Source organism: Blautia sp. AF26-2, assembly GCF_003460955.1.
Taxonomy (GTDB): Bacteria; Bacillota; Clostridia; order Lachnospirales; family Lachnospiraceae; genus Fusicatenibacter; species Fusicatenibacter saccharivorans.
The window spans coordinates 144,296-167,757 of the sequence record NZ_QTWD01000001.1; the positions used below are offsets into that span (position 1 = coordinate 144,296).

General features: G+C 50.0%; 20 protein-coding genes and 1 tRNA gene. 19 read left to right on the plus strand and 2 right to left on the minus strand.

Going from position 1 to position 23,462, the window contains the following annotated elements:
* The first annotated feature begins 218 nt into the window (after nucleotides 1-218).
* From DWY63_RS00850 to DWY63_RS00860, 3 genes are all read left to right on the plus strand, one after another.
* Nucleotides 219-2,759 carry a heavy metal translocating P-type ATPase gene (locus DWY63_RS00850; RefSeq protein WP_117800818.1) on the plus strand — a complete coding sequence of 847 codons (2,541 nt, stop codon included), beginning with the start codon at nucleotides 219-221 and terminating at the stop codon, nucleotides 2,757-2,759.
* Between the two features lie 193 nt (nucleotides 2,760-2,952).
* On the plus strand, nucleotides 2,953-4,119 hold the full coding sequence (locus tag DWY63_RS00855; protein WP_117800820.1) for a GNAT family N-acetyltransferase: 1,167 nt from the start codon (nucleotides 2,953-2,955) through the stop codon (nucleotides 4,117-4,119).
* A gap of 27 nt (nucleotides 4,120-4,146) precedes the next feature.
* Nucleotides 4,147-4,452 (plus strand): acylphosphatase, encoded by a 306-nt coding sequence (locus DWY63_RS00860; protein ID WP_022462510.1) that lies wholly within the window; start codon nucleotides 4,147-4,149, stop codon nucleotides 4,450-4,452.
* On the opposite strand, the gene DWY63_RS00865 is transcribed toward DWY63_RS00860, so the two are convergent.
* Complete coding sequence (locus DWY63_RS00865; RefSeq protein WP_117760417.1) at nucleotides 4,453-4,704, minus strand: YlmC/YmxH family sporulation protein; 252 nt, start codon at nucleotides 4,702-4,704, stop codon at nucleotides 4,453-4,455. It lies immediately after the preceding gene.
* 142 nt (nucleotides 4,705-4,846) lie between these two features.
* Between DWY63_RS00865 and nrdR the strand changes: the two genes are divergently transcribed.
* The 12 genes from nrdR to metA all read left to right on the plus strand — a co-directional run bounded on the left by nrdR (nucleotide 4,847) and on the right by metA (nucleotide 15,888).
* Entirely contained in the window at nucleotides 4,847-5,299 is a 453-nt protein-coding gene (gene nrdR, locus DWY63_RS00870; RefSeq protein ID WP_022462512.1) for a transcriptional regulator NrdR, read from the plus strand.
* A gap of 14 nt (nucleotides 5,300-5,313) precedes the next feature.
* On the plus strand, nucleotides 5,314-5,949 hold the full coding sequence (locus DWY63_RS00875; protein WP_117760416.1) for a DUF3786 domain-containing protein: 636 nt from the start codon (nucleotides 5,314-5,316) through the stop codon (nucleotides 5,947-5,949).
* A 130-nt stretch (nucleotides 5,950-6,079) separates the two neighbouring features.
* The gene (locus DWY63_RS00880) at nucleotides 6,080-7,438 is read left to right on the plus strand and encodes a citrate/2-methylcitrate synthase (RefSeq protein WP_117801202.1); all 1,359 of its coding nucleotides are present in this window, start codon (nucleotides 6,080-6,082) and stop codon (nucleotides 7,436-7,438) included.
* 104 nt (nucleotides 7,439-7,542) lie between these two features.
* Complete coding sequence (locus DWY63_RS00885; protein ID WP_117800823.1) at nucleotides 7,543-8,430, plus strand: patatin-like phospholipase family protein; 888 nt, start codon at nucleotides 7,543-7,545, stop codon at nucleotides 8,428-8,430.
* Nucleotides 8,431-8,504: 74 nt separating this feature from the next.
* On the plus strand, nucleotides 8,505-9,029 hold the full coding sequence (locus DWY63_RS00890) for a YqeG family HAD IIIA-type phosphatase (protein WP_117801204.1): 525 nt from the start codon (nucleotides 8,505-8,507) through the stop codon (nucleotides 9,027-9,029).
* 84 nt (nucleotides 9,030-9,113) lie between these two features.
* A complete protein-coding gene (gene efp / locus DWY63_RS00895) occupies nucleotides 9,114-9,671 on the plus strand; it encodes an elongation factor P (RefSeq protein ID WP_022462517.1) in 558 nt (185 codons plus the stop codon).
* A 269-nt stretch (nucleotides 9,672-9,940) separates the two neighbouring features.
* Nucleotides 9,941-10,852 (plus strand): DUF5688 family protein, encoded by a 912-nt coding sequence (locus DWY63_RS00900; RefSeq protein WP_022462518.1) that lies wholly within the window; start codon nucleotides 9,941-9,943, stop codon nucleotides 10,850-10,852.
* Nucleotides 10,853-10,979: 127 nt separating this feature from the next.
* Nucleotides 10,980-11,052, plus strand: a tRNA-Arg gene (locus DWY63_RS00905).
* A 144-nt stretch (nucleotides 11,053-11,196) separates the two neighbouring features.
* On the plus strand, nucleotides 11,197-12,075 hold the full coding sequence (locus DWY63_RS00910; RefSeq protein ID WP_117800827.1) for a hypothetical protein: 879 nt from the start codon (nucleotides 11,197-11,199) through the stop codon (nucleotides 12,073-12,075).
* Nucleotides 12,076-12,150: 75 nt separating this feature from the next.
* Nucleotides 12,151-12,852, plus strand: a complete 702-nt coding sequence (locus DWY63_RS00915; protein ID WP_117801207.1) for a pseudouridine synthase — start codon at nucleotides 12,151-12,153, stop codon at nucleotides 12,850-12,852.
* Nucleotides 12,849-14,804 (plus strand): NAD-dependent DNA ligase LigA, encoded by a 1,956-nt coding sequence (ligA, locus tag DWY63_RS00920; RefSeq protein WP_117800830.1) that lies wholly within the window; start codon nucleotides 12,849-12,851, stop codon nucleotides 14,802-14,804. Before DWY63_RS00915 ends, ligA begins: the two co-directional genes overlap by 4 nt.
* A 151-nt stretch (nucleotides 14,805-14,955) precedes the next feature.
* Complete coding sequence (gene metA / locus DWY63_RS00925; RefSeq protein ID WP_055228462.1) at nucleotides 14,956-15,888, plus strand: homoserine O-acetyltransferase MetA; 933 nt, start codon at nucleotides 14,956-14,958, stop codon at nucleotides 15,886-15,888.
* 88 nt (nucleotides 15,889-15,976) lie between these two features.
* Here metA and DWY63_RS00930 read toward each other — a convergent pair whose 3' ends face one another.
* A complete protein-coding gene (locus DWY63_RS00930; protein WP_022462523.1) occupies nucleotides 15,977-16,210 on the minus strand; it encodes a helix-turn-helix domain-containing protein in 234 nt (77 codons plus the stop codon).
* A 237-nt stretch (nucleotides 16,211-16,447) separates the two neighbouring features.
* Here DWY63_RS00930 and DWY63_RS00935 point away from each other — a divergent pair, with 237 nt between their 5' ends.
* The 4 genes from DWY63_RS00935 to DWY63_RS00950 all read left to right on the plus strand — a co-directional run bounded on the left by DWY63_RS00935 (nucleotide 16,448) and on the right by DWY63_RS00950 (nucleotide 23,441).
* Nucleotides 16,448-17,221 (plus strand): DUF6062 family protein, encoded by a 774-nt coding sequence (locus tag DWY63_RS00935; protein ID WP_117509116.1) that lies wholly within the window; start codon nucleotides 16,448-16,450, stop codon nucleotides 17,219-17,221.
* Nucleotides 17,222-17,252: 31 nt separating this feature from the next.
* A complete protein-coding gene (locus tag DWY63_RS00940) occupies nucleotides 17,253-19,322 on the plus strand; it encodes an LTA synthase family protein (protein WP_117800833.1) in 2,070 nt (689 codons plus the stop codon).
* 121 nt (nucleotides 19,323-19,443) lie between these two features.
* Nucleotides 19,444-21,075 carry an ABC-F family ATP-binding cassette domain-containing protein gene (locus DWY63_RS00945; protein WP_022462526.1) on the plus strand — a complete coding sequence of 544 codons (1,632 nt, stop codon included), beginning with the start codon at nucleotides 19,444-19,446 and terminating at the stop codon, nucleotides 21,073-21,075.
* A 2-nt stretch (nucleotides 21,076-21,077) separates the two neighbouring features.
* The gene (locus DWY63_RS00950; protein WP_117800836.1) at nucleotides 21,078-23,441 is read left to right on the plus strand and encodes a DUF2298 domain-containing protein; all 2,364 of its coding nucleotides are present in this window, start codon (nucleotides 21,078-21,080) and stop codon (nucleotides 23,439-23,441) included.
* Nucleotides 23,442-23,462 lie beyond the last annotated feature (21 nt).

The window sequence follows — 23,462 nt, forward strand, 5'->3', positions numbered from 1 at the left end:
CATGATTGCTTCAATATAAAATACATGCGCCGGGTTGTCAAGGGATTTCTGAGGATGGTCCGGCCGGATTGTGCGGGGGATGGCAGAAGAGAAGTGGAAATTTTTTGAAAAAACACTTGCAAAATACCCTGACAGGGTATATAGTGTAGAAGAAAACAAGATACCCCATTAGGGTATATGAAATAGAAAATCCAGAACTACAGAAAGGAAGACATACGATGGAACAGTACAATGTAACCGGCATGAGCTGCGCCGCCTGCCAGACCCGTGTCGAAAAAGCCGTGTCAAAGGTACCCGGTGTCACATCCTGCGCAGTCAGCCTTCTGACAAATTCCATGGGCGTGGAGGGAACGGCCTCCCCGGCAGAGATTATTGCCGCCGTGGAAAATGCAGGCTACGGTGCGTCGAAAAAAGGCGAGAAGGGAAGCACATCACAGTCGGCTTCCACAGCAGAATACGAAGAGATGCTGAAAGACAAGGAAACACCGGTCATGAAACGCCGTCTGGTGAGCTCCGTTCTTCTTTTGATTCCGCTCATGTATTTCTCCATGAGTCATATGATGTGGGGATGGCCGCTGCCGAAATTCTTTGAAGGAAATCACATCGCAATGGGACTGGTACAGCTCCTGCTTACCATTGCGGTCATGGTCATCAACCAGAAATTCTTTATCAGCGGTTTCAAGAGTCTCTGGCATAAAGCACCGAACATGGACACGCTGGTAGCGCTTGGTTCTACCGCATCGTTTGTATACAGCGTCTACGCCCTGTTTGCCATGACGGGAGCGCAGGTACAGGGGGACATGGATGCAGTCATGAGCTATATGCATGAATTTTACTTCGAGTCCGCAGCCATGATTCTGACCCTGATTACCGTCGGAAAAATGCTGGAGTCGATTTCCAAAGGAAAAACGACCGATGCGTTAAAGAGTCTGATGAAGCTGGCTCCGAAGACCGCCGTTCTCTTAAGAGACGGAAAAGAAGTGGAAGTCGGCATTGATCAGGTGAAAAAGGGCGATCATTTCATCGTCCGCCCGGGCGAAAATATTCCGGTGGACGGCGTTGTCCTGGAGGGAACGAGTGCCGTCAACGAATCCGCGCTGACTGGCGAGAGTATTCCGGTGGATAAAGAGGCCGGCGACCGCGTATCGGCGGCGACCTTAAACCAGTCCGGTTTCCTGACCTGTGAGGCGACGAGAGTCGGAGAAGACACAACACTCTCCCAGATCATTCAGATGGTCAGCGATGCGGCAGCGACAAAAGCGCCGATCGCCAAAGTGGCCGATAAAGTTTCCGGTATTTTTGTGCCGGCCGTTATCTGCATTGCACTTGCTACGATTGTGATCTGGCTGTTTGCAGGAGAGAGCGTCGGCTTTGCTCTTGCAAGAGGTATTTCCGTTCTCGTTATCAGCTGCCCGTGTGCGCTCGGCCTTGCAACACCGGTTGCGATCATGGTCGGAAACGGAATGGGAGCAAAACACGGAACGATGTTCAAAACCGCAGTTTCTCTCGAGGAGACAGGAAAAACACAGATCGTTGCACTCGATAAGACTGGAACCATCACAAGCGGAGAGCCGCAGGTAACCGATCTTGTCCCGGCGGACGGTGTAAGTGAGGAGGAGCTTTTAAAAGGTGCCTTTGCACTGGAGCAGAAAAGTGAGCATCCGCTGGCCCGTGCGATTCTTGCACTTGCAGAGGAAAAAGGCCTGGCCCGCGAAGAAGTCAGTGATTTCTCTGCGCTTCCTGGAAACGGCCTTGTGGCAAAACGGAACGGAAAAGAGCTCTGCGGAGGCAACCGCGCACTGATTACGAAAAAAGCGGTTCTCGCGAAACAGATGGAAGAGCGGGCAGCAAAACTTTCCGAAGAAGGAAAGACACCGCTGTTCTTCAGTGAAGATGGAAAGATGCTCGGTATGATCGCGGTTGCGGATGTCATCAAAGAGGACAGCCCGCGTGCGGTGAAAGAGCTGCAGAATATGGGAATCCGTGTCGTGATGCTGACCGGAGACAATGAGCGCACCGCGCGTGCCATCGGCGCACAGGCGGGTGTGGACGAAGTCATCGCAGGCGTTCTGCCGGATGGAAAAGAAGCGGTCATCAGCCGCCTGAAAGAAAAAGGAAAAGTAGCGATGGTAGGAGACGGCATCAACGATGCACCGGCTCTGACCAGTGCGGATATCGGTATTGCCATCGGAGCAGGAACCGATATCGCGATCGATGCGGCAGACGTTGTCCTGATGAAGAGCCGCCTCTCCGATGTACCGGCAGCGATCCGCTTAAGCCGTGCGACCCTCAGGAACATTCACGAGAATTTGTTCTGGGCCTTCATTTACAATATCATCGGTATTCCGCTGGCTGCGGGCGTATGGATCCCGCTGTTCGGCTGGAAGCTGAACCCGATGTTCGGTGCGGCGGCGATGAGCCTTTCGAGCTTCTGCGTTGTGACAAACGCCCTGCGTCTGAATCTGTTTCGGATGCACGACGCGTCAAAAGATAAAAGAATCAAAAACGAAATTTCAAAGGAGGATCTGAACATGACAACAGAACAGGGAATGGTAAAAACCATGACAATCGAGGGCATGATGTGTGGCCACTGTGAGGCAAGAGTGAAGAAAACACTTGAGGCAATCGAGGGTGTTGCATCCGCAGAAGTAAGCCATGAAAAAGGAACAGCCGTTGTAACACTGACAGCTCCGGTATCAGACGATGTGCTGAAAACAGCCGTAGAGGCACAGGATTACACCGTAAAAGGAATCCAGTAAAACAGGAAACATTGAGAAAAGGGAAACGCGCCTGGAATGAAAATTTCCGGGCGCGTTTCCTTTTTTTACCAGATATAGCAAAAATATTGCAATTTGTTCGGAATTTTCGTGACAAAAGGACAAAAATCCGTTAGGATAGAGAAAAAGAAGAGCAAAAACAAAAGGGTTTTTAGGATCAGGAGGTTTTTACATTATGACAGAGTACAGAATTGCAAAGCCGGAAGAGTGGGAGGACTGCATCGAACTTGCAAACTACGTGTTCAGCACGGCACACCGTCCGCACGACTTTGAGCAGTTAATTCCAAGGGTTTATCAGGCGGGACCGAAAATGGCACGGATCCACCGCGTCGCTGTTGCGGAAAACGGCAGACTCCGGGCCGAGATTGCGGTGCTTCCGCAGCAAATGGCGGCAGGGGGTAAGCTGCTCCGCGCAGGATATGTGGGAAGCGTTTCCGTGCATCCAAAGGCAAGGGGCGAAGGCCACATGAAGCGTCTTCTTGGCGACTGGATTACGGATCTGGAAGGAACGTGTGATCTTCTGGCACTGGACGGCCAGAGACAGCGGTATGCCTACTTTGGCTTTACGCCGGGAAGTGAAAAATACACGTTTTACCTGGATGTGGCAAATGTGCGCCATACCTGGAAAAACGGGGAACTCTCCGCTTACACCTTTGCGCCGCTGTTTCCGGAAAACGGCGAAGCGGACGAAGAGGCGGCAGCCTTTGCAAAGAAGCTGAATGAGGAAAAACCGCTTTACGTGGTAAGAGAGGATGTGAAAGCCTGCCTGAAAACGTTCGGCGAGCAGGCAATTGCAATCTGGAAAAACGGTGAGCGGATCGGATATCTGGCACTTTGCGGCGGAAACCAGGTTGTGGAAGCAGAAGTGTTGGAGGAACAGGATTTCGTTCCTGCACTTGCCGCTTATTTAAAAGAAAATGCGCTTGACTCTCTTTTCATTTCCATTCCGGTGTATGAGACCGGAAAAGCAGCAGCGTTATCGGAAGTCTGCGAAAGCTTCACAAAAGAGCGCTGCGGTTCCGCGATGTACCGTATTTTCCAATTTGCAGACGTCATCGAGGCAATGCTGACCATGAAAGCAGAGACGATGGGCATCAGCGATGGAACGTGGTCTGCTGTACTGGAGGGACAGCCGGTGACCGTGACGGTAAAAGATGGAACTGTGACCGTGACAGGGGAAGCCCATCCGGGGGCAGATGTACTCAACCGGGAGCAGGCGCAGGAACTGCTTCTTTCACCGCTGGCAAGTAAGGGAAGCAAGGTTCCATCTGAAATCTGGAAGAACATTCCATCCGACTGGTTCCCGCTTCCGCTGTACTGTGCGACGGCAGACGAATTTTAGGCAATGACTGTTGGGAGGCAGAGAAATATGAACGAGACAGCGAAACGAGACAGAAGAGACGAAAAAGAAGAAATCCGGTACCATGTGATTTTCTACGGCCAGGTGCAGGGCGTGGGGTTCCGTTACCGGGCGTATTATGCTGCCTACCAGCTCGGACTGACCGGCTGGGTGAGAAACTGCTGGGATGAGACGGTGGAGATGGAGGTGCAGGGTGATGAGGAGACGATCACGGAGATGATCAAAAGGATCCGCACCTCCAGCTACATCGAAATCACGGATGCAAAATGGACGAAGATTCCGCTGGAATCGGAATTCGGTTTTCATATCCGTTGATCAGGGCTGCCTTTTCTCTTTTTCCGGAATTTCGACGAGAATGATATCGTTGCCGATCTGGCAGATGCGGTCCCATGGGATCACAAAATCCTCGCCGTGGCAGAAAAAGCCGCAGAATTTCACAGGACCCGGAAGAACGAGTCCGGTAAGATGTCCCGTTTTTGGATTGAATTCCACATCAATCGGACAGCCGAGCGTTTTGCAGGTGCAGATATTGATAACTTCTTTCTGGCGGAGATCTACAACGCGCATGCGGTGCTCCTTTTTACTGATTCCTATGGAAAAACATATGCGAAAATGTTGCTGCAGTTGACTTGAATTTCACGGAAAAATGCGTATACTGTAAAAGTAGAAAACTTTCCGAAATACTTATTTAGAAACGAGGACGAAAGATATGAGATGTCCATTTTGTAATCAGGATAATACCCGGGTTGTGGATTCACGCCCGATTGAAGACAGCAATGCGATCCGCCGCCGCCGGATGTGCGATGTCTGCGGCAGACGCTTTACGACATACGAAAAAGTGGAGACGATCCCTTTGATCGTCATCAAAAAAGATATGAACCGCGAGCAGTATGACCGCTCGAAAATCGAGACCGGTATCCTGCGCGCCTGCCACAAACGGCCGGTGTCCGCCGAGAAGATCAACGAGATGGTCAACAAGGTGGAGACGGAGCTTTTCAACGGCGAGGAACGCGAGATTCCAAGCTCTGTGATCGGAGAGAAGGTCATGCATTACTTAAAAGACCTGGATCAGGTGGCGTACGTCCGCTTTGCGTCGATTTACCGTGAGTTCAAGGACGTCAACACGTTCATGGACGAGCTGAAAAAGATGCTCGACAAATAGCGGGAGGCAAAAAAATGGAAGTGTCGAACTATATTAAAATGCGTGATCAGATGCAGGAACGTTTTCTGACATACGATCAGAAGGAGATCGAAGGAAAGTATGGCTTTGCGTTTGATGACGATTATTTCTATGTGCCGTATCTTTTTGAAGAATGGAGAGTGAACCGCCATACCGGCGTTGTAGAGGGATCAAAAGACCATTTTCTTCATGTACATCAGGGCAGTTTCAATGAGACGCTGACGATTTTCGACCTGCTCTGCTGCGGAAAGAAGGAGATTGTGCTCGCCGGCACGTATGCGCGTACCAATTCCTTAAAGGGAACGATCAAAGGCCGCACGATTGCGTCCGGCGTTCACGACAGCCGCGCCGCACGGTATGACGGGCATGTGGAACAGCTGAAAAAAGCATGCGTTTCCCTTGGCGGAAAACCATATTTCCCGGGAGACGCTGCTTTTGTTTTTCATGTCTTTCCGTTTCTGCCGCTCGTCTTCCAGTTCTGGGAGTCCGATGAGGAATTCCCGCCGGTGCTGAAGTTTATGTGGGATGAAAACGTCCTCGATTATCTGCGGTTTGAGACGCTGTATTACGTGATGGGAGATTTCCTGGACGCACTGGATCAAGCCTTCGATGCATGTAAAACAGAAGCCTGATACCTTTTGTGAGACAAAATCTTACGAAAATTTTTCGAATGTTTATAAAAATTTCAGTATACGAATCCCCTGGTTTAATGCTATAATGAGCGAAAGTGAGTAAAAAAAGAGAAGAGAAAGGGGAATGCATATGGCTTTTAGCATGAAAGTAACACCGGAAATAGAGGAACTGACAAACATCTGTCTGGATAACTCCAAAATGGATGTTTCGCTGTATGGGCAATACGATGTAAAACGCGGACTGCGCGATGTCAACGGCGTTGGCGTCCTTGCGGGACTGACACAGATTTCAAACGTTGTGTCTTCGGATATCATTGACGGCGTCAAAACGCCGTGTGACGGACGTCTGTACTACCGCGGCATCAACGTGGAAAAACTGACCCAGGGCTTTTTAAGTGAAAACCGTATGGGATTCGAAGAAGTTGCGTATCTGCTCTTATTTGGAAATCTGCCGAATGAAGAGCAGCTCAATCATTTTAAGACAATCTTAAAACAGCAGCAGTCCCTGCCGAAGAACTTTGTGCGTGACGTTGTTATGAAAGCGCCGACCAAGGACATGATGAACACTCTGTCCCGAAGCGTTCTGACCCTGTACGCGTACGACAACCACGCAGATGATACCTCCCTTCCGAATGTGCTTCGCCAGTGCATTAACCTGATTTCTGTTTTCCCGATGCTGTCCGTCTATGGCTATCAGGCGTACAACCATTATATCAAGGGAAAAAGTTTATATATCCACAATCCGTCGAAGAAGCTTTCCACCGCAGAAAACATTCTGCTGATGCTCCGCCCGGATCAGAAATACACCCCGCTGGAGGCGAAGATCCTCGATCTTGCCCTCGTCCTCCACATGGAGCACGGCGGCGGTAACAACTCAACCTTTACAACACATGTTGTTTCTTCTTCCGGAACCGATACGTACTCCGCAATTGCAGCGGCGCTCGGCTCCTTAAAGGGACCGAAGCACGGCGGTGCAAACATCAAGGTTGTGCGGATGTTCGACGATATGAAGTCACACGTCAAAGACTGGACGGATGAGGAAGAAGTATCGAATTACTTAAGAAAGCTGCTGCACAAAGAGGCGTTCGACCAGAAAGGTCTGATTTACGGTATGGGCCATGCGGTTTACTCCATTTCCGACCCGCGTGCGCGCATCTTCAAGACCTTCGTTGAGCAGCTGGCAAAAGAAAAACACAGAGAGAAAGATTACCGGCTGTACGCTATGGTCGAGGAACTGGCTCCGAAGATCATCGGCGAGGAGCGCCATATTTACAAAGGTGTATCCGCAAACGTCGACTTCTACAGCGGCTTCGTTTACAGCATGCTGGATCTTCCGCTGGAGCTCTACACCCCGATGTTCGCCTGCGCGCGTATCGTCGGCTGGAGTGCACACCGGATGGAGGAACTGATCAACACCGACAAGATCATCCGCCCGGCGTACAAGAGTGTCAAAGATGAAGTGGACTATGTTCCGCTGGAAAACAGATAAAACAGGCAGAAGGGCCGGAGCGTGTCGGGATTTTCCGATCTGCTCCGGCATTGCTCTGTGCAGGAAGTAATGTGTCATTGTGAAAAATAGGAGAGTGCAGGAGAATGAATGAGACAAAAAATTACAGCATAACAAAATCCGGAGCAGTCATACTGGAAGGAGGGGCCAATCGCGGCGTCTTTACAGCAGGAGCGCTGGACTTTCTGATGGAGCAGGAGTATTATATCCCTCATGTGATCGGCGTTTCCGCCGGAGCCTGCAATGCGCTGGACTATGTATCGCGCCAGATTGGCAGAACGAGGGACTGTATGATTGTCACGGATGAGAAAAACCGCTACGTCAATAAGAATATCAAGACAATCGTTGAGAAAAAAGCACTGCTCGACATGGATATGGTGTTCGAACGGTATCCGTATGAGATTTTTCCATTTGATTTTGATACGTATTTTGCATCGCCGCAGACGTGTGAGCTGGTTGTGACAAACTGTGAGACGGGACGCGCGGAATATCTGGATGACCGCGAAAATAAAGAACGTCTGCTTGCAATTGGCCGTGCATCATCGAGCATGCCGATCGCCTGCCCGATGGTGGAGATCGACGGAAACGAGTACGTCGACGGCGGTGTTGCCGATTCGATCCCGATTATTCGTTCCTTAAAGACGGGACACCGAAAAAATGTCATTATTCTGACACGGAATTTCGGTTACCGCAAAAAAGAGGGAACGAGAGGCTGGGAGCTGTATGTGGCGGCATTCCGCAAATACCCGAATCTCGTGCGTGCGCTTGTAAACCGTGCGAAACATTATAACCAGGTGCTCGAATGCATCGAAAAATGGGAAGAAGAAGGCTCCGTCTTTGTGATCCGCCCGGAGATACCGGCGGTATCGCGTCTCGAAAAGGACGAGGAGAGGCTGCGGGAATTTTACCAGCACGGCTATGACCAGATGAAAGCAAATTTTGAGGCTCTGCAGGAGTTTCTGAAAGAAGAATAAAGTTACTGTATAAACGAAAAGAGGATTGGAGAAAGAAGATGAGTGGAAAAAACCAGAAGAACCGGGGAACTATACTGATGCGGATGTTTTACCCGGACCGGAGAGAAAAAAGTGCCTATACGATCGATTACGCGGATCTGTACCGGAAAGGATACCGGGGCGTGATTTTTGATATCGATAATACGCTTGTTCCGCACGGTGCGCCGGCGACGAAGGAGGCGGCTGCGTTCTTTGCGTCTCTCCGGGAGACTGGTTTTTCCACCTGTCTGCTTTCCAACAATCAGAAACCGCGCGTGGCTCCGTTTGCCGATGCGGTCGGTTCTATCTATATCGAAAATGCGCACAAGCCTTCGGTGAAAAACTACCAGGAGGCATGCCGGAGAATGGGGATCAAAGAGGAGCAGGCGGTCTTTGTCGGGGATCAGCTTTTCACCGATGTGTACGGTGCAAAACGGACCGGACTTTACAATATTCTGACCGAGCCGATCGATCCGAAAGAGGAAATTCAGATCGTTCTGAAACGGTATCTGGAACACATTGTACTGTTCTTTTATGAGCGTGATCTGGCCCGCGGCAGGATTACGAAAAAAAACAGTTGAAAAATCGGGAAAAATATTATATTATAAGATAAGCCTATGGTGCGCATTTGGCGCATCGTACTATGTTAAGGAGGAAAAATCAGAATGATTTCAGCAGGAGATTTTAGAAACGGCGTTACCCTCGAGATCGATGGTCAGGTCGTTCAGATTCTTGAATTTCAGCATGTAAAACCTGGTAAAGGAGCTGCATTCGTAAGAACCAAATTAAAAAATGTCATCAACGGTGGTGTAGTAGAGCGTACCTTCCGTCCGACCGAGAAATTCCCGCAGGCTCGTATCGAGCGTGTAGACATGCAGTATCTGTACAGCGATGGCGATTTATTCTACTTCATGAACGTAGAAAACTATGAGCAGATCGCTCTGAACGAAGAGACCATCGGAGATGCTCTGAAATTCGTAAAAGAAAACGAAATGGTTAAAGTATGTTCCTACAACGGAAATGTATTCGCAATCGAGCCGCCTCTGTTTGTAGAGCTTGAGATCACCGAGACTGAGCCAGGCTTCAAGGGAGATACTGCACAGGGTGCTTCCAAACCGGCTACCGTTGAGACTGGTGCTACCGTAAGCGTTCCGCTGTTCGTAAACCAGGGAGACAAAATCAAAATTGATACCAGAACAGGTGAATATCTGTCCCGTGTATAAGTAAGAATGTTCCCGCCGTTGTCCGTCACAACTTTCTTTGTGGCGGACATGGTTTTCTAAATAAATAGAATATTCGTCTGAAAAATGGCTGATAAAGGCTGTCGGAAGCAGCCCGGGCCCGTTTTTCTCATCGTTCGAAGTTCCGCGAACCAACGAATCTCTGGCATATACAGATTTGTACAGAGGTTTTTAAGTTGTGTTTTCCGGAGCTTTTTTTGTTCCGTAAAGCAAAAATACAAAAGGCAATCAAACAGGAAAGGTGGGAAAAAATGGACTATCAGATGTTCAAAGAGCAGCTTGCCGCGCTGCTGAAAAGAAAAGCCGGCGATGATTTTGAGGTGAAGGTAGAATCGGTGCAGAAGCTGAACGGTATCGAAAAAGAGGCGTTTGTCATCAGCAGAAAGAAGGACTGGATTGCACCGACGATCTACGTGGAGCTTCTGTATGAATGCTGTCTGCAGGGCGTGCCGCTTTCTCAGATTGCAGAAAAGGTACTGGAGCAGTACCGGAAAGTGGAAGCGGAGGCGAGAAGACCGGAGAAAGCTGCCTTTTTTACCAACTGGAAAAATGCTGCGCCGCAGATCTACTGCGAGCTCATTCATGCGGAGAAAAACCGTACGCTGCTCTCCGAAGTTCCACACAGAAAATTTCTCGATCTCGCGGTCGTGTACTATTACCAGATGCGGGGAAACCGCGTGCCGGATGCGACAATTCTGATCCACGAGACGCACCGGGAGCTGTGGGGAATTTCGGCGGAGGAGCTGGATGCCCGTGCCTGGGAGAACACCCTGCGGGATCTGCCGGTGCGCACAGACAGCCTTATGGTGTATTTGAAAGAGGAGTACGGAGTAACGTTTCCCCTGTTCGAGCTTGGTCCGCTGGCGGAACAGTTTTACCTGGTCAGCAACCGCAGAGGAAAGCTGGGTGCAATCTGCATGTGCTATCCCGGCGTGCTGGAGAGTCTTTCGCAGCGCTTTGAGGCAAGTCTTTATGTGATTCCGAGCAGTATCCACGAGTGCATGGTGATTCCAGATTATGATGTGTTCCCAGAGGAGTGTCTTTCCGACATGGTACGGGACGTGAATGAAAAGACGGTCAAGCCGCAGGAGATTCTGTCGGATCACGTTTATTATTACCACCGGGAAAGCGGGGAACTGACGCTGTGTGAGAAAGAAACGTAAGCTGCGTGGCAGAATAGTCTGCGAATAATTTAAGAAAAAAATGGGCGGCTGGGTGGGAAAAATACTTTACAATTGCAGGAGTCTGTGGTAAACTGTCATAGTGTGGTTGAGAAAACAGATCACATCAGCGTCTGTAGCTCAGGGGATAGAGCAACGGTTTCCGGTACCGTGTGTCGGGGGTTCGAATCCCTCCAGACGCGTTTTTGCTACATGGCATGCTGCGGCGGGCAGGACCGGCGCAGGACAAGGAAAGCCCCTGCTTCGGTGTGAAGTAGAGGTTTTTTTGCTTACTGAGCATATCAATAACTGATCCGGCGGATCAGTTTTGATGAAGGAGGAAAAATATGGCAAAACCAATGACAACAAAAGATAAAATCCGGGAATGGATTTCCGATAATCTGCGCTACATGCTTCTGATCGGAGCAATTCTCCTGATTGTGGCAGCGGTTCTTCTCATCGTTCATCTGGTATCACCAAAAAACGATGGAAAATCGAGCGGCGGAACCGTAACAAGCAGCAGCACCGGAAGCAATGTGCCGGATAAAAAGACACAGGTAAAAGCAGACAGCAAAGCAGATTCTGAGGACAGCACAGGCATTTCATCGGGCGTTTCGGATTCCGCGAATGATTCCAGTGCAGATGCTTCCAGTACCGATACCGCCAGCGCGCCGGATGCAGAGGCTGAGCCGACAAGTGAGCCGGAAGCGGCAGACGATACCAGCAATACAGAGAATACCGATAATACGGCTGTCTCCTTTGCCGCGGACAATGTCCCGGAAGTAAGCACCGTTCTGGAGCAGTATTACACCGCGCTCGGTGCAAGGGATATCAACGGTCTTTTTGCAGTAACAGATAATCTGACCGCGGAGGAGCAGGCGCAGATTGAGGCAGAAAGCGATGTGGAGTCATACGGAGATGTAAAGGCCTACACGATCAGCGGTCCAAATGACGGAACGTACATCGCGTTTGTCAGCAGCAGATGCAAATATCTGGGAATCAACCAGACCCTGCCGATGCTTTCGGAGTATTATCTCTACACGACAGAAGACGGCAGCCTGAAAATCATGGATGATACCGACAGCGATGCGGCCGTAACCGAGGCTATGAAAGCGGCGCTCGAAAACGAAGAAGTCAAAAATCTGATCGAACAGGTTCAGAACGATTATCAGAATGCACTCGATGCAGATGCTTCCCTGAGAGCATATGTAGAGAGCATTCAGTAGGAACAATAGAATAATACAAAACAAAAAAAGCAGTTTCTGGTTTTTATGAAACTGCTTTTTTGGAAGGATAAAACCATGCGCTTAAACAAATACTTAAGTGATGCGGGCGTCTGCTCGCGGCGGGAGGCGGACCGTCTGACAGAAGCGGGCGAGATTACTATAAACGGAAAACGCGCGGAAACCGGCATGCAGGTGGAGCCTGGCGACGTTGTTGTTGTGAAAGGCAAAACCGTTGTCCCGGAGGAGAAAAAAGTCTATCTCGCCTTCAACAAACCGCGCGGCATCGTCTGTACTGCGGAAAAACGGGAGAAAAACAACGTCATCGATTATCTGTCCTACCCGGTGCGGATTTATCCGGTGGGAAGACTCGATAAAGATTCTGAAGGCCTCCTTCTGATGACGAACGACGGTGCGATTGTAAATGGTATCATGCGTGCCAGAAACCGCCACGAAAAAGAATACCAGGTCGAGGTAAACAAAGAGACTACACCGGAATTTCTGAAAAAAATGGCATCCGGCGTGCCGATTCTCGATACCGTGACGCGCCCGTGCCGGATCCAGAAAACGGGAGAGCGCAGCTTTACGATTATTCTGACGCAAGGGCTGAACCGTCAGATCCGGCGGATGTGCGAAGCATTAGGATATCGTGTCACAAAGCTGAAACGTGTGCGGATCATGAATATTCACTTGAAAGACCTGAAAACAGGGGAGTACCGCCCTTTAACGGAAAAAGAATTAGCAGAACTGAAAAAGCAGATCGGGGAGGAAAAGCGATGAACGAGACAGAACGGATGAAGGAACTGGTCAAAAAGCTGAACGAAGCGGCAAAAGCCTATTACCAGGAAGACCGGGAGATCATGAGCAACCTGGAGTACGACACGCTGTATGACGAACTGCAGGTATTAGAGGAAAAAACAGGCGTAACACTCGCCGGAAGCCCGACCACAAAAGTCGGCTACGAGGCGATGGACGAACTGCCGAAAGAAGCGCACGAGTCGCCGATGCTTTCCCTTGATAAAACGAAAGATGTGGAAGTGCTCCGCAGCTTCATCGGGGATCACAAAACGCTGCTATCCTGGAAGATGGACGGTCTGACCGTCGTTCTGACGTACCGCGGCGGTACCCTCGCAAAGGCCGTCACCCGTGGAAACGGCGTGATCGGAGAGGTTGTCACGAACAATGCAAAAGTGTTTGAAAATATTCCCTTAAAAATCCCGTACCAGGGAGAGCTGGTTCTGCGCGGCGAGGCGATCATCCGCTATTCCGATTTTGAGAAGATCAACGAGGAGATCGAGGATGTCGATGCGAAATACAAGAATCCGAGGAACCTCTGCAGCGGTTCTGTGCGCCAGCTGAACAATGAGATTACGGCAAAACGCCACGTTCATTTTATGGCATTTGCGCTTGTGAGCGCTCCGGAACAGGATTTCGAAAATTCCAGAATCCGTCAGATGGAGTGGCTGAAAGAGCAGGGCTTCGAGGTGGTGGAATACAAGGCTGTCACCAAAGATAACCTCGACGAGGCGATGCAATATTTCTCCACGAAAATCGAGACAAACGATTTTCCGTCCGATGGCCTTGTCGCGTTGTATGACGATATCGCCTACGGAGAATCACTTGGCACAACCGCGAAATTCCCGCGGAACGCTTTCGCCTTCAAATGGGCGGATGAACAGAAGGAGACCACTCTGCTTGAAATTGAGTGGAGCCCGTCGAGAACCGGTCTCATCAATCCGGTTGCGGTTTTTGAGCCGGTCGAGCTGGAAGGAACTTCGGTTTCCCGCGCAAGCGTCCACAACATCAGTATCATGCGTTCGCTGGATCTCGGTGTGGGTGATAAAATCCTTGTCTACAAAGCAAACATGATCATTCCACAGATCTCAGAGAATCTGACGAGAAGCGGCGTGCGCGATATTCCGGAAACGTGTCCTGCCTGCGGCGGTGCCACCCGGATTCAGATGATGAATAATGTCGAGACCCTCTACTGTACGAATCCGGAGTGCCCGGCAAAATTCATGAAGGCATTCACCCTGTTTGTAAGCCGCGACGCGATGAACATCGACGGCATGTCGGAGGCAACGCTCGAAAAATTCGTGGGCCACGGCTTCATCCGTGAGTTTGCCGATATTTTCCGTCTCGACCGCTACCGCGACGAGATTGTGGAGATGGACGGTTTCGGTGAAAAATCATACCAGAATCTGATCGACAGCATCGAGCGCGCGAAAAACACAACGCTGCCCCGTCTGATTTTCGGACTTGGCATCTTAAATATCGGTCTTGCAAACGCGAGAATGATCTGCAAAGCCTTCGATTTCGATCTCGACCGGATCCGGAATGCATCGGCGGAGGATTTCGCGCAGATCGACGGTGTCGGAGAAGTGATTGCAAAAAGCATCGTGGATTACTTTGCGGATGAGGAAAATAAAGAACGCCTTGAGCGCCTTCTGTCGTATCTGACGATTGAGAAGCCGCAGGCAAGCCAGGAAGAACAGAAATTAGCCGGTCTTACCTTCGTTATCACCGGAAGTGTGGAACATTTCCCGAACCGGAATGCATTAAAGGCAAGAATCGAGGAGCTCGGCGGAAAAGCCACCGGAAGTGTAACGGGAAAGACGAGCTATCTGATCAACAACGACACGACATCCAGTTCCTCCAAAAACCGGAAAGCGCGCGAACTCGGCGTGCCGGTGATCTCAGAAGAGGAATTTCTGAAGATGACAGAAGAATAACGAAATATCTGCAAAGGCGGTTTGCATCCCGCGCGGGAATCTGCTATAATCGGAAACAGACGGCAGAAATTCCTGCCGGAAAAAGCAAACCGCCTGTCTGCGCAGAGAAAAGCGCGGCAGATCAAGAAGAATAGAAACGAGGAAAAAGAATATGCCGGTTAAAGTTCAGGCAGATTTACCTGTAAAAGAAATACTCGAAAGCGAAAATATATTCGTCATGGACGAGACAAGAGCGGTTCATCAGGACATCCGTCCGCTGAAGATTATGATCCTGAATCTGATGCCGCTCAAAGAAGATACCGAGTTGCAGCTTCTGCGCTCCCTTTCCAACACCTCCCTGCAGGTTGATGTCACCTTTCTGATGGTGGCAAGCCACGAGGCGAAAAATACATCGACCAGCCATCTGAACACGTTCTATGTGAAATTTGAGGATGTGCGGAAAAATTATTACGACGGTATGATCATCACCGGTGCACCGGTCGAGCAGATGGAATTTGAAGAAGTTGACTACTGGGATGAACTGACAAAGATCATGGACTGGACGAACACACACGTTACCTCCACGATGTTCCTCTGCTGGGGAGCCCAGGCGAGTCTGTATCATTTCTACGGACTGAAGAAACGGATGCTTCCGGAGAAGAAATTCGGGCTGTTCTGGCACAAAGTCAACAACCGCAAGATCCCGCTTGTGCGAGGCTTCGATGACGAGTTTCTGGCACCGCATTCCCGCCACACAGAAGTACCGATCGACGATATCCGTGCCTGCAAAGATGTCACGATTCTCGCAGAGTCCGACGAAGCCGGATTCTATCTTGGCATGGCGGAAGAGGGAAGAAAGATTTTTGTGATGGGTCATCCGGAGTACGACCGTATGACGCTCGACGGCGAGTACCACCGCGATAAAGACAAAGGACTCCCGATTGAGATTCCGAAGAACTATTATAAAAACGACGATCCAAATACAAAACCAGTGCTTTTATGGCGGTCACATGCGAACAATCTGTACACGAACTGGCTGAACTACTATGTATACCAGGTGACCCCGTATAATCTTGACGGAACTCCGGATTTTTCGGGAAAATAAGAGAGAAAAAGCCCCCCGCACCGGGCGCACACCGGCTGCGGGGGGTTGCTGTAAAAATCTGCTATAAAAAACGGAAAGCTTTCCGGGCTTACCGTTTGAAATCAAATAATGTTTTCAGCGGAATTTCGAGTGCTTCCGCAATATCCATCAGCTTGTTTAGAGACAGAGAGGTATGACTGTTTGGCGCTTCGATGTTGCTCATATGTGTACGGCTGATCTGGACAGCTTCGGCAAGCTCACTTTGCGTTAATCCGCGTGCTCTGCGATAAAAAGCGATGGTAAGACCGAGGAGGCGCATCTCCTCCGTATGACGTTCTCCCATTGCTATGGCTCCTTTCTGAACAGAGTGATACAAAGACTTATATAATATTTATCTTAAACGATTAAATACCAAAAAGAAACAACTTTAAATTTTTATAATGCACATGTAAATTGTGCAAAATATAGAAATTATCCATCAGAATAATAGGAAAACAGGAAAAAGAGTTCTTTTGACAAATGAGAGGTTTTTGTGTATGCTGTAGAAAGCACCAACAAATAAAATCGGAGGTTTTTGCATATGAAAGAGTCGATCCATACCATTCCGCTGATGGATGCATTCAAGGCGGAAGATGAGTGCCCGTTCTGCTATCTGGAGCGGGAAGCAGAGCAGCATGCGATTTCGTTTGCGCTCGGTTCCGGCGCATCCTATATGGAGGATGATGTGCGTGCGGAAACAGACGCGATGGGATTCTGCCGCCACCACTATAAAATGATGTACGATTACGGAAACCGTCTCGGAAGCGGTCTGATTTTATCCACCCATCTGAAAAAACTGAACCAGGAGCTTGCCGCACAGATGGATCTGTTTGCACCGGGAAAATCCTCGGTGTTCAAGCGGATGCAGAAGACATCCCTCGACAAACAGGGCCGTGAGACTGCGATCGGCCAGTGGATTGATGAGAAGACGCATTCGTGCTACGTCTGCGATCACTTCAAGGCAAACTATAACCGCTATCTTGATACGTTCTTTGATCTCTACAAAAAAGACGAGGAGTTTGCAAGACTGTTCCGCGAGGGAAAAGGCTTCTGTCTGCCGCATTTTGCGGATCTGGTAGAAACGGCGGAGAAAAAGCTGAATGATAAACAGAAAGCGGAATTTTACCCGACTCTGTTCAAAATCATGAAAGAAAATTACCAGCGGCTGCAGGAAGAGGTAACATGGTTTACTGACAAATTCGATTACCGCAACAAGGATAAGGACTGGGGAAATTCAAAAGATTCCATCCAGCGCTGTATGCAAAAATTAGGCGGCGGCTATCCGGCGGACGAGCCGTTTACGGAAGGATTATAATTCTTGTTTATAAAAGGAGCATAAAGTTTCGATGCAGAAGTTTTATCAGAGATTAAAAGAGAATCAAAAGGAGCGCGCCCGGTGCGCGTTTCTTGTTTTGTATTTCGGCGTGCTGGCGGTGCTGCTGTTTCTGGCGCGCCCGCTGCTGGATACGACGGCGGCAGACCGGGAGTGGAGTATTCACTTTCTGTTCCCATGCCTGCTGGCGTGTATCATACTGACGACAGTTGTCAGTTTCTGCCGGTTTGCTGCAAAGCCGGACCAGAAATCAAAACCGCGCTATGTGGGATGGAAACAGCCGATTCTGATGCTGGCAAACGCAGCCTATCTGTTTGCCACACTGGAATTTGTCACAAACAGCCAGTTCCGGGAGATGAAATGGTATTATGCGTTGTTGAATATCGGTGTCATTTTCGTACTTTCCATTCTCGTTTCCCTCTTTCTGAACTCCATCCGCCGCGCGATGATTTTCATGAACATCTTTTATTTCTGCATGAGTCTGGTATTCTACTATGTTTATCTGTTCCGCGGAGAAGCGTTCCAGCTCATCGACCTGTACAGCATTGCGACGGCGGCGGACGTAGTCGGCGGCTACAAATTCGAGATCACAGGTGAAATCGTGACTTCGTTTATCACGATGATGCTCGTTGTGCGCCTCTGGCTGCAGAGCCGGGAATACCGTTTTGCACGGAAAACGAGAAATAAAATTCTGCTCCGCGTGGCTGCTGCTGCGCTGACGCTCGGAACATACCTGGCGTACATGAATCTGAACTGGAACGCCGAGTTCGGTGTCATCAGTGACCTCTGGAATCCGGCGAAGACATACCGCCAGTACGGAACGACAGTCGGTTTTACCGCGGTCGCCAAATACATGCGCCTGACACCGCCGGACGGCTATTCGAAAGACGAAGTGACAGCGATTGCCGATACGAGCGAGAAAGAGACGAAAACAGAAGATCTTCGAAAAGATAATGCGGATAGCGTGACACCCGTCAACATCATCGCGATCATGAACGAGTCGTGGTTTGACTACCGTTCCGTCGGCGATCCGCAGACGAGCGAGAGCTACATGCCGTTCCTCGACTCGCTGACCGAAAATATCATCAAAGGGCACACGCTGACGTGTACCAAGGGCGGCGGAACAGCAAAAACGGAGTATGAGTTCCTGACCGGAAACTCCTGCAAGCGGTTCCCGGGCATGGTGCCGTACGTCAGCTACTTTACGCACAGCCAGTATTCCCTTGTCACGACGTTAAAAGACCAGGGTTATCAGGCAATTGCGATGCATCCGAACAAGGCGACAAACTGGAAGCGGAGCACGGCATACCGTTTCCTTGATTTTGATGATTTCATCTCGATTGATCAGTTCTCCGATACGGCCAAGCGGTACCGCGGCATGATCAGCGATCAGGCGAACTATGAGAAGATCGTGGAAACCTACGAGAACAAGGAGCCGGGCAGCCCGTTCTTCCTCTTTGATGTGACGATGCAGAACCACAGCGGCTACACGAACCGTTATTTCCAGGCGGATATCAACTGCAACGGCTACGACAGTGATGAGGCCGATCAGTATTTCTCCCTGTTAAAGCTTTCCGATGAGGCAATTTCCTATCTGATCCGGTATTTCCAGCAGGTGGACGAGCCGACGATGATCATTATGTTCGGCGATCATTCCCCGAAACTGCCGGATGCGTTTGAAACATGGATTGCCGGAGACGCCTATCAGAATCTTTCGGTCGAGGATCAGGAGAAGTTCTATGGAACCCCGTTCTTCATCTGGACCAACTACAGCATGAAATCCGAGAGCAATGTCTGGATCAGCACAAATTATCTCTCAAGCTATGCGTTAAGCCTTACCGGCCTGGAACTGACGCCGTACAACGAGTATCTGCTTGACCTGCGCGAGAAGATGCCGGCGCTCAATCACCTCGGCTTTTTAGCAAGTGACGGAACCTGGTACCGCTGGAACGACAGCGATGCGCCGGAGGAGGATCTCGAGTACGAACGGCAGTATGAATGCCTGCAGTACAATGAACTGATCGACAAAAAAGACCGGGATGACAGCTTTTTTACAATTTCCGGTGAAAAAGACGAAGAATAAGGGCTTTCCCTACTTGCCAGAAAACGGAAACCTATGGTAGACTATACTCCGTATGACCGGGAAACCCCGGCGGTAACTTCACGTTTACAATTAAGAATAAGAAAATGAGGTTTTAAAAAGTATGATTGCAGCAAATAATGTGACACTTCGTGTCGGAAAAAAAGCGTTGTTTGAAGATGTCAATATCAAATTCACCGAGGGAAACTGCTACGGCATGATCGGTGCCAACGGAGCGGGAAAATCAACCTTTCTGAAAATCTTGTCCGGCCAGCTTGAACCGACAAACGGAGACGTAACCATCACACCGGGCCAGCGTCTTTCCTTCCTCGAGCAGGACCACTTCAAATACGACAGCTATCCGGTACTCGACACCGTTATCATGGGAAATGCCCGTCTCTATGAGATCATGAAAGAGAAAGAGGCGCTGTACGCAAAAGAAGACTTCACCGATGAGGACGGTATCAAAGCGAGCGAGCTCGAGGGTGAGTTTGCAGAGATGAACGGCTGGGAGGCAGAGACCGATGCAGAGCAGCTCTTAAACGGCCTTGGCATTGAGCCGGAACTGCACTACGCACAGATGGCAGACCTGACCGGTAGCCAGAAGGTCAAAGTTCTTCTTGCAAGAGCCCTGTTCGGAAACCCGGACATCCTTCTTCTCGACGAGCCGACCAACCACCTGGACCTCGATGCGATCGAGTGGCTTGAGGAGTTCCTGATCAACTTCGAGAATACCGTTATCGTCGTATCCCACGACCGTTACTTCCTGAATAAAGTCTGCACCCAGATCGCAGATATAGATTACGGAAAAATCCAGCTCTATGCCGGAAACTACGACTTCTGGTTTGAGTCCAGCCAGCTGCTGGTAAAACAGATGAAAGAGGCGAACAAGAAGAAAGAGGAGAAGATCAAAGAGTTACAGGACTTCATCTCTAGATTCAGCGCCAACGCATCGAAGAGTAAACAGGCTACTTCCCGTAAGAAAGCCCTGGAGAAAATCCAGCTCGACGATATCAAACCGTCCAGCCGGAAATATCCTTACATCGATTTCCGTCCGAACCGTGAGATCGGAAACGACGTTCTGCAGGTAGAGGGACTGACCAAAACCGTAGACGGCGTGAAAATCCTGGATAACTTAAGCTTCACCCTCGGAAGAGAAGATAAAGTTGCTTTCGTCGGAAGCAACGAGCAGGCGATCACCATGCTGTTCAAGATTCTGACCGGAGAAGAAGAGCCGGATTCCGGTTACTACAAATGGGGCGTAACCACTACACAGGCTTACTTCCCGAAGGACAACACCGCAGAATTCGACTGCGACCTGACGATCGCAGACTGGCTGACCCAGTATTCCGAGATCAAGGACGTAACGTATGTCCGCGGATTCCTCGGAAGAATGCTTTTTGCCGGTGAGGACGGCGTGAAACGTGTCAGAGTCCTTTCCGGAGGAGAGAAAGTGCGCTGCCTGCTCTCCAAGATGATGATTTCCGGTGCAAACGTTCTCGTTCTTGACGAGCCGACCAACCATCTGGATATGGAGTCCATCACTGCACTGAACAACGGTCTGATCAAATTCCCGGGCGTGCTGCTGTTCACCTGCCACGACCATCAGTTTGTACAGACTACAGCAAACCGTATCATGGAGATCCTTCCGAACGGCGCGCTGATCGATAAGATGACCACCTACGACGAGTATCTTGCAAGCGATGAGATGGCAAGAAAACGTCATGTCTATACAATGACAGAGGAAGATAATTAAAGATGAGCAAAAAGACGACAGTTTCCGGCATTCTGCTGGTGTTGCTTGTGCTGGCCACAACGCCGCTTCTTGGAACGGACAACGTTTCGTTCCTGAAGTGGTGGCTTATGACCCTGGTGCTCGGTATTGGATTTTATCCGGCTGCCGCAGCGCTGTTTCCGCGGTTTCATGACCGGGGATGGATGTTTTCTAAAGTGCTTGGCATCGTTGTTTCCGGTTTTGCTGTATTTGCTCTTGGAAGCTTCGGACTGGTTCCGTTTACCGCACCGGTCTGCCTGATCACAGTCGGTGTACTGATCCTGGCTTCTTGGATTTTCGGATGTTTTAAGGTACGCGTCCATGCGCCGGAAATCGACTTCCTGATGATGGAAGAAGTGTTGTTTTTCGCCTTTTTCCTTCTCTGGACCTATCTTGCGGGCTTTCACCCGGAGGCACACGGAACCGAAAAATTCATGGATTATGGTTTTATGAAGGCCATGATGCGCAGCACCGCCGTTCCGGCAGAGGATCTCTGGTACAGCGGAAGCGGTATTAACTACTATTACGGCGGCCAGTTCTATGCCGTATTTCTGACGAAGATTACCTTCACGGATGTAAAGCAGACGTACCATCTGATGCGTACGATGGTGGCATCGTTCGCGTTTGTTCTGCCGTTTTCGATCACCTACCATCTGGCAGAGTCGCGTGCGTGCCACCGCATCCGGAAAGAGGGCGGCAATAAAAGCCAGATTGCACCGGTGCTTGGCGGTCTTCTTTCGGGAGGCGCCGTTTCCCTTGCAGGAAATATGCACTATGTGATTTACGGCTGCATCCGACAGTGGCTGGGACTGAACGAATCGGCTTACTGGTTCCCGAGTTCGACCCGCTATATCGGGTATGACCCGCTTGTGGAAAATGACCGCACGATTCATGAGTTTCCATCGTATTCCTTTGTGCTCGGCGACCTGCATGCCCATGTGGTGAATGTCATGTTCGTCCTGCTGGTGCTGGGCCTTTTATATTCCTACGTGAAAAATACCTGCCGTGATCCGGAAAAAGAGTGGAAATGGTCGTTAAAAGACGTTCTGCTTCAGCCGCAGATCATCGCGGCGGGCTTTCTGATCGGTGTGTTCCACTGGTCCAACTACTGGGATTTTGTTATCTATTTCGTCGTGATTGCAGGCTTCTCTCTGTACAGTGCGCTGTACCGGTATCATGCGCGGGCGAAAGAGACGATCGGAACGGTTCTCCTGCAGGCTGCAGAAGCTTTTGCAATTGGAACGATTGTCGCCCTTCCGTTTACAATGAAGTTTGAGACGATGGTTTCCGGTGTCGGCATTGCCAAGCACCATTCGATGCTGTATCAGCTGGCGATTCTCTGGGGGCTTCCGACGGTGCTCGTTGTGCTGTTTATCGCAGCCGTTCTGCTAGCATGGCGGAAAAACTGTCATCTTCCGGGCATGGAGAGGCAGGGACAGATTGTACTTGCCGATGGAAAGACGCAGGAAGAGGTGGAAGAGCAGGCCGTTGCCCTGATTCTGGGAGAGAAAAAACCGGAGCCGGGCGAAAAAGAAACGGCGGAAAAGCCAAAAAAAGTTTCTGCCTTCTGTAATTTCTGGAGAGAGATTGCGGTGAGCGATATGGTGATCGGTATTTTAGGCCTCTGTGCCATCGGCCTTATCATCATTCCGGAGCTCGTCTATGTGCGCGATATCTACGAAGAATCGTATGCGCGCTCCAACACGATGTTCAAGCTGACGTATCAGGCATTTATCCTGTTCGGTATCTGCATGAGCTACATCATCACGCGGTTCCTGCTCTGGAAAAAAGAGCGGATTCTGCAGGTGTTCGGCGGAATCGGGCTGGTACTGCTTTTATGGACGTTCGGCTATTTTGGAACGAGCGTGTACTCCTGGTTCGGAAATGTTTTCGATCTGTCCGAGTACCGCGGACTCGATGCGACAGCATATCTGGAAAATGTCTTTTCCGAGGACGCAGGTGCCATCCGCTGGCTGGATGAAACAATAGAAGGACAGTCGGTTGTGCTTGAGGCGAACGGCGACAGCTACAGCGATTACGAGCGTGTTTCCGCAATGACCGGCCTTCCGACCGTGCTTGGATGGTATGTCCATGAATGGCTCTGGAGAGGGGATCCCGCAGACTTAAATGTCCGCGCCGAGGACGTGAAACAGATGTACACCTCGACCGATACGAATGAAGTGCTGCGCCTGCTGGAGCAGTATCATGTGACCTACATTTTTGTGGGAAGCAAAGAAAAGGAGAAATACGGCGATGCACTGAACGAATCGCTGCTGCAGTCCATCGGAGATATCGTTTACCAGGATACTGCGTCCGGTACGCATATTCTTCAGGTGCAGGATACATAAAGAACAAAAACAGGAGAAAAG

Bases quoted from the DNA above. Each gene is read 5' to 3' on its own strand.
- DWY63_RS00930 (WP_022462523.1), bottom strand. From the start codon at position 16,210: ATGGGAGAACGTCATACGGAGGAGATGCGCCTCCTCGGTCTTACCATC.
- DWY63_RS00875 (WP_117760416.1), top strand. From the start codon at position 5,314: ATGGAAGTGTCGAACTATATTAAAATGCGTGATCAGATGCAGGAACGT.
- DWY63_RS00880 (WP_117801202.1), top strand. From the start codon at position 6,080: ATGGCTTTTAGCATGAAAGTAACACCGGAAATAGAGGAACTGACAAAC.
- ligA (WP_117800830.1), top strand. From the start codon at position 12,849: ATGAACGAGACAGAACGGATGAAGGAACTGGTCAAAAAGCTGAACGAA.
- DWY63_RS00850 (WP_117800818.1), top strand. From the start codon at position 219: ATGGAACAGTACAATGTAACCGGCATGAGCTGCGCCGCCTGCCAGACC.
- DWY63_RS00940 (WP_117800833.1), top strand. From the start codon at position 17,253: ATGCAGAAGTTTTATCAGAGATTAAAAGAGAATCAAAAGGAGCGCGCC.
- DWY63_RS00950 (WP_117800836.1), top strand. From the start codon at position 21,078: ATGAGCAAAAAGACGACAGTTTCCGGCATTCTGCTGGTGTTGCTTGTG.
- DWY63_RS00915 (WP_117801207.1), top strand. From the start codon at position 12,151: ATGCGCTTAAACAAATACTTAAGTGATGCGGGCGTCTGCTCGCGGCGG.
- efp (WP_022462517.1), top strand. From the start codon at position 9,114: ATGATTTCAGCAGGAGATTTTAGAAACGGCGTTACCCTCGAGATCGAT.
- DWY63_RS00860 (WP_022462510.1), top strand. From the start codon at position 4,147: ATGAACGAGACAGCGAAACGAGACAGAAGAGACGAAAAAGAAGAAATC.
- DWY63_RS00885 (WP_117800823.1), top strand. From the start codon at position 7,543: ATGAATGAGACAAAAAATTACAGCATAACAAAATCCGGAGCAGTCATA.
- DWY63_RS00900 (WP_022462518.1), top strand. From the start codon at position 9,941: ATGGACTATCAGATGTTCAAAGAGCAGCTTGCCGCGCTGCTGAAAAGA.
- nrdR (WP_022462512.1), top strand. From the start codon at position 4,847: ATGAGATGTCCATTTTGTAATCAGGATAATACCCGGGTTGTGGATTCA.
- DWY63_RS00935 (WP_117509116.1), top strand. From the start codon at position 16,448: ATGAAAGAGTCGATCCATACCATTCCGCTGATGGATGCATTCAAGGCG.
- DWY63_RS00945 (WP_022462526.1), top strand. From the start codon at position 19,444: ATGATTGCAGCAAATAATGTGACACTTCGTGTCGGAAAAAAAGCGTTG.
- DWY63_RS00865 (WP_117760417.1), bottom strand. From the start codon at position 4,704: ATGCGCGTTGTAGATCTCCGCCAGAAAGAAGTTATCAATATCTGCACC.
- DWY63_RS00855 (WP_117800820.1), top strand. From the start codon at position 2,953: ATGACAGAGTACAGAATTGCAAAGCCGGAAGAGTGGGAGGACTGCATC.
- DWY63_RS00910 (WP_117800827.1), top strand. From the start codon at position 11,197: ATGGCAAAACCAATGACAACAAAAGATAAAATCCGGGAATGGATTTCC.
- metA (WP_055228462.1), top strand. From the start codon at position 14,956: ATGCCGGTTAAAGTTCAGGCAGATTTACCTGTAAAAGAAATACTCGAA.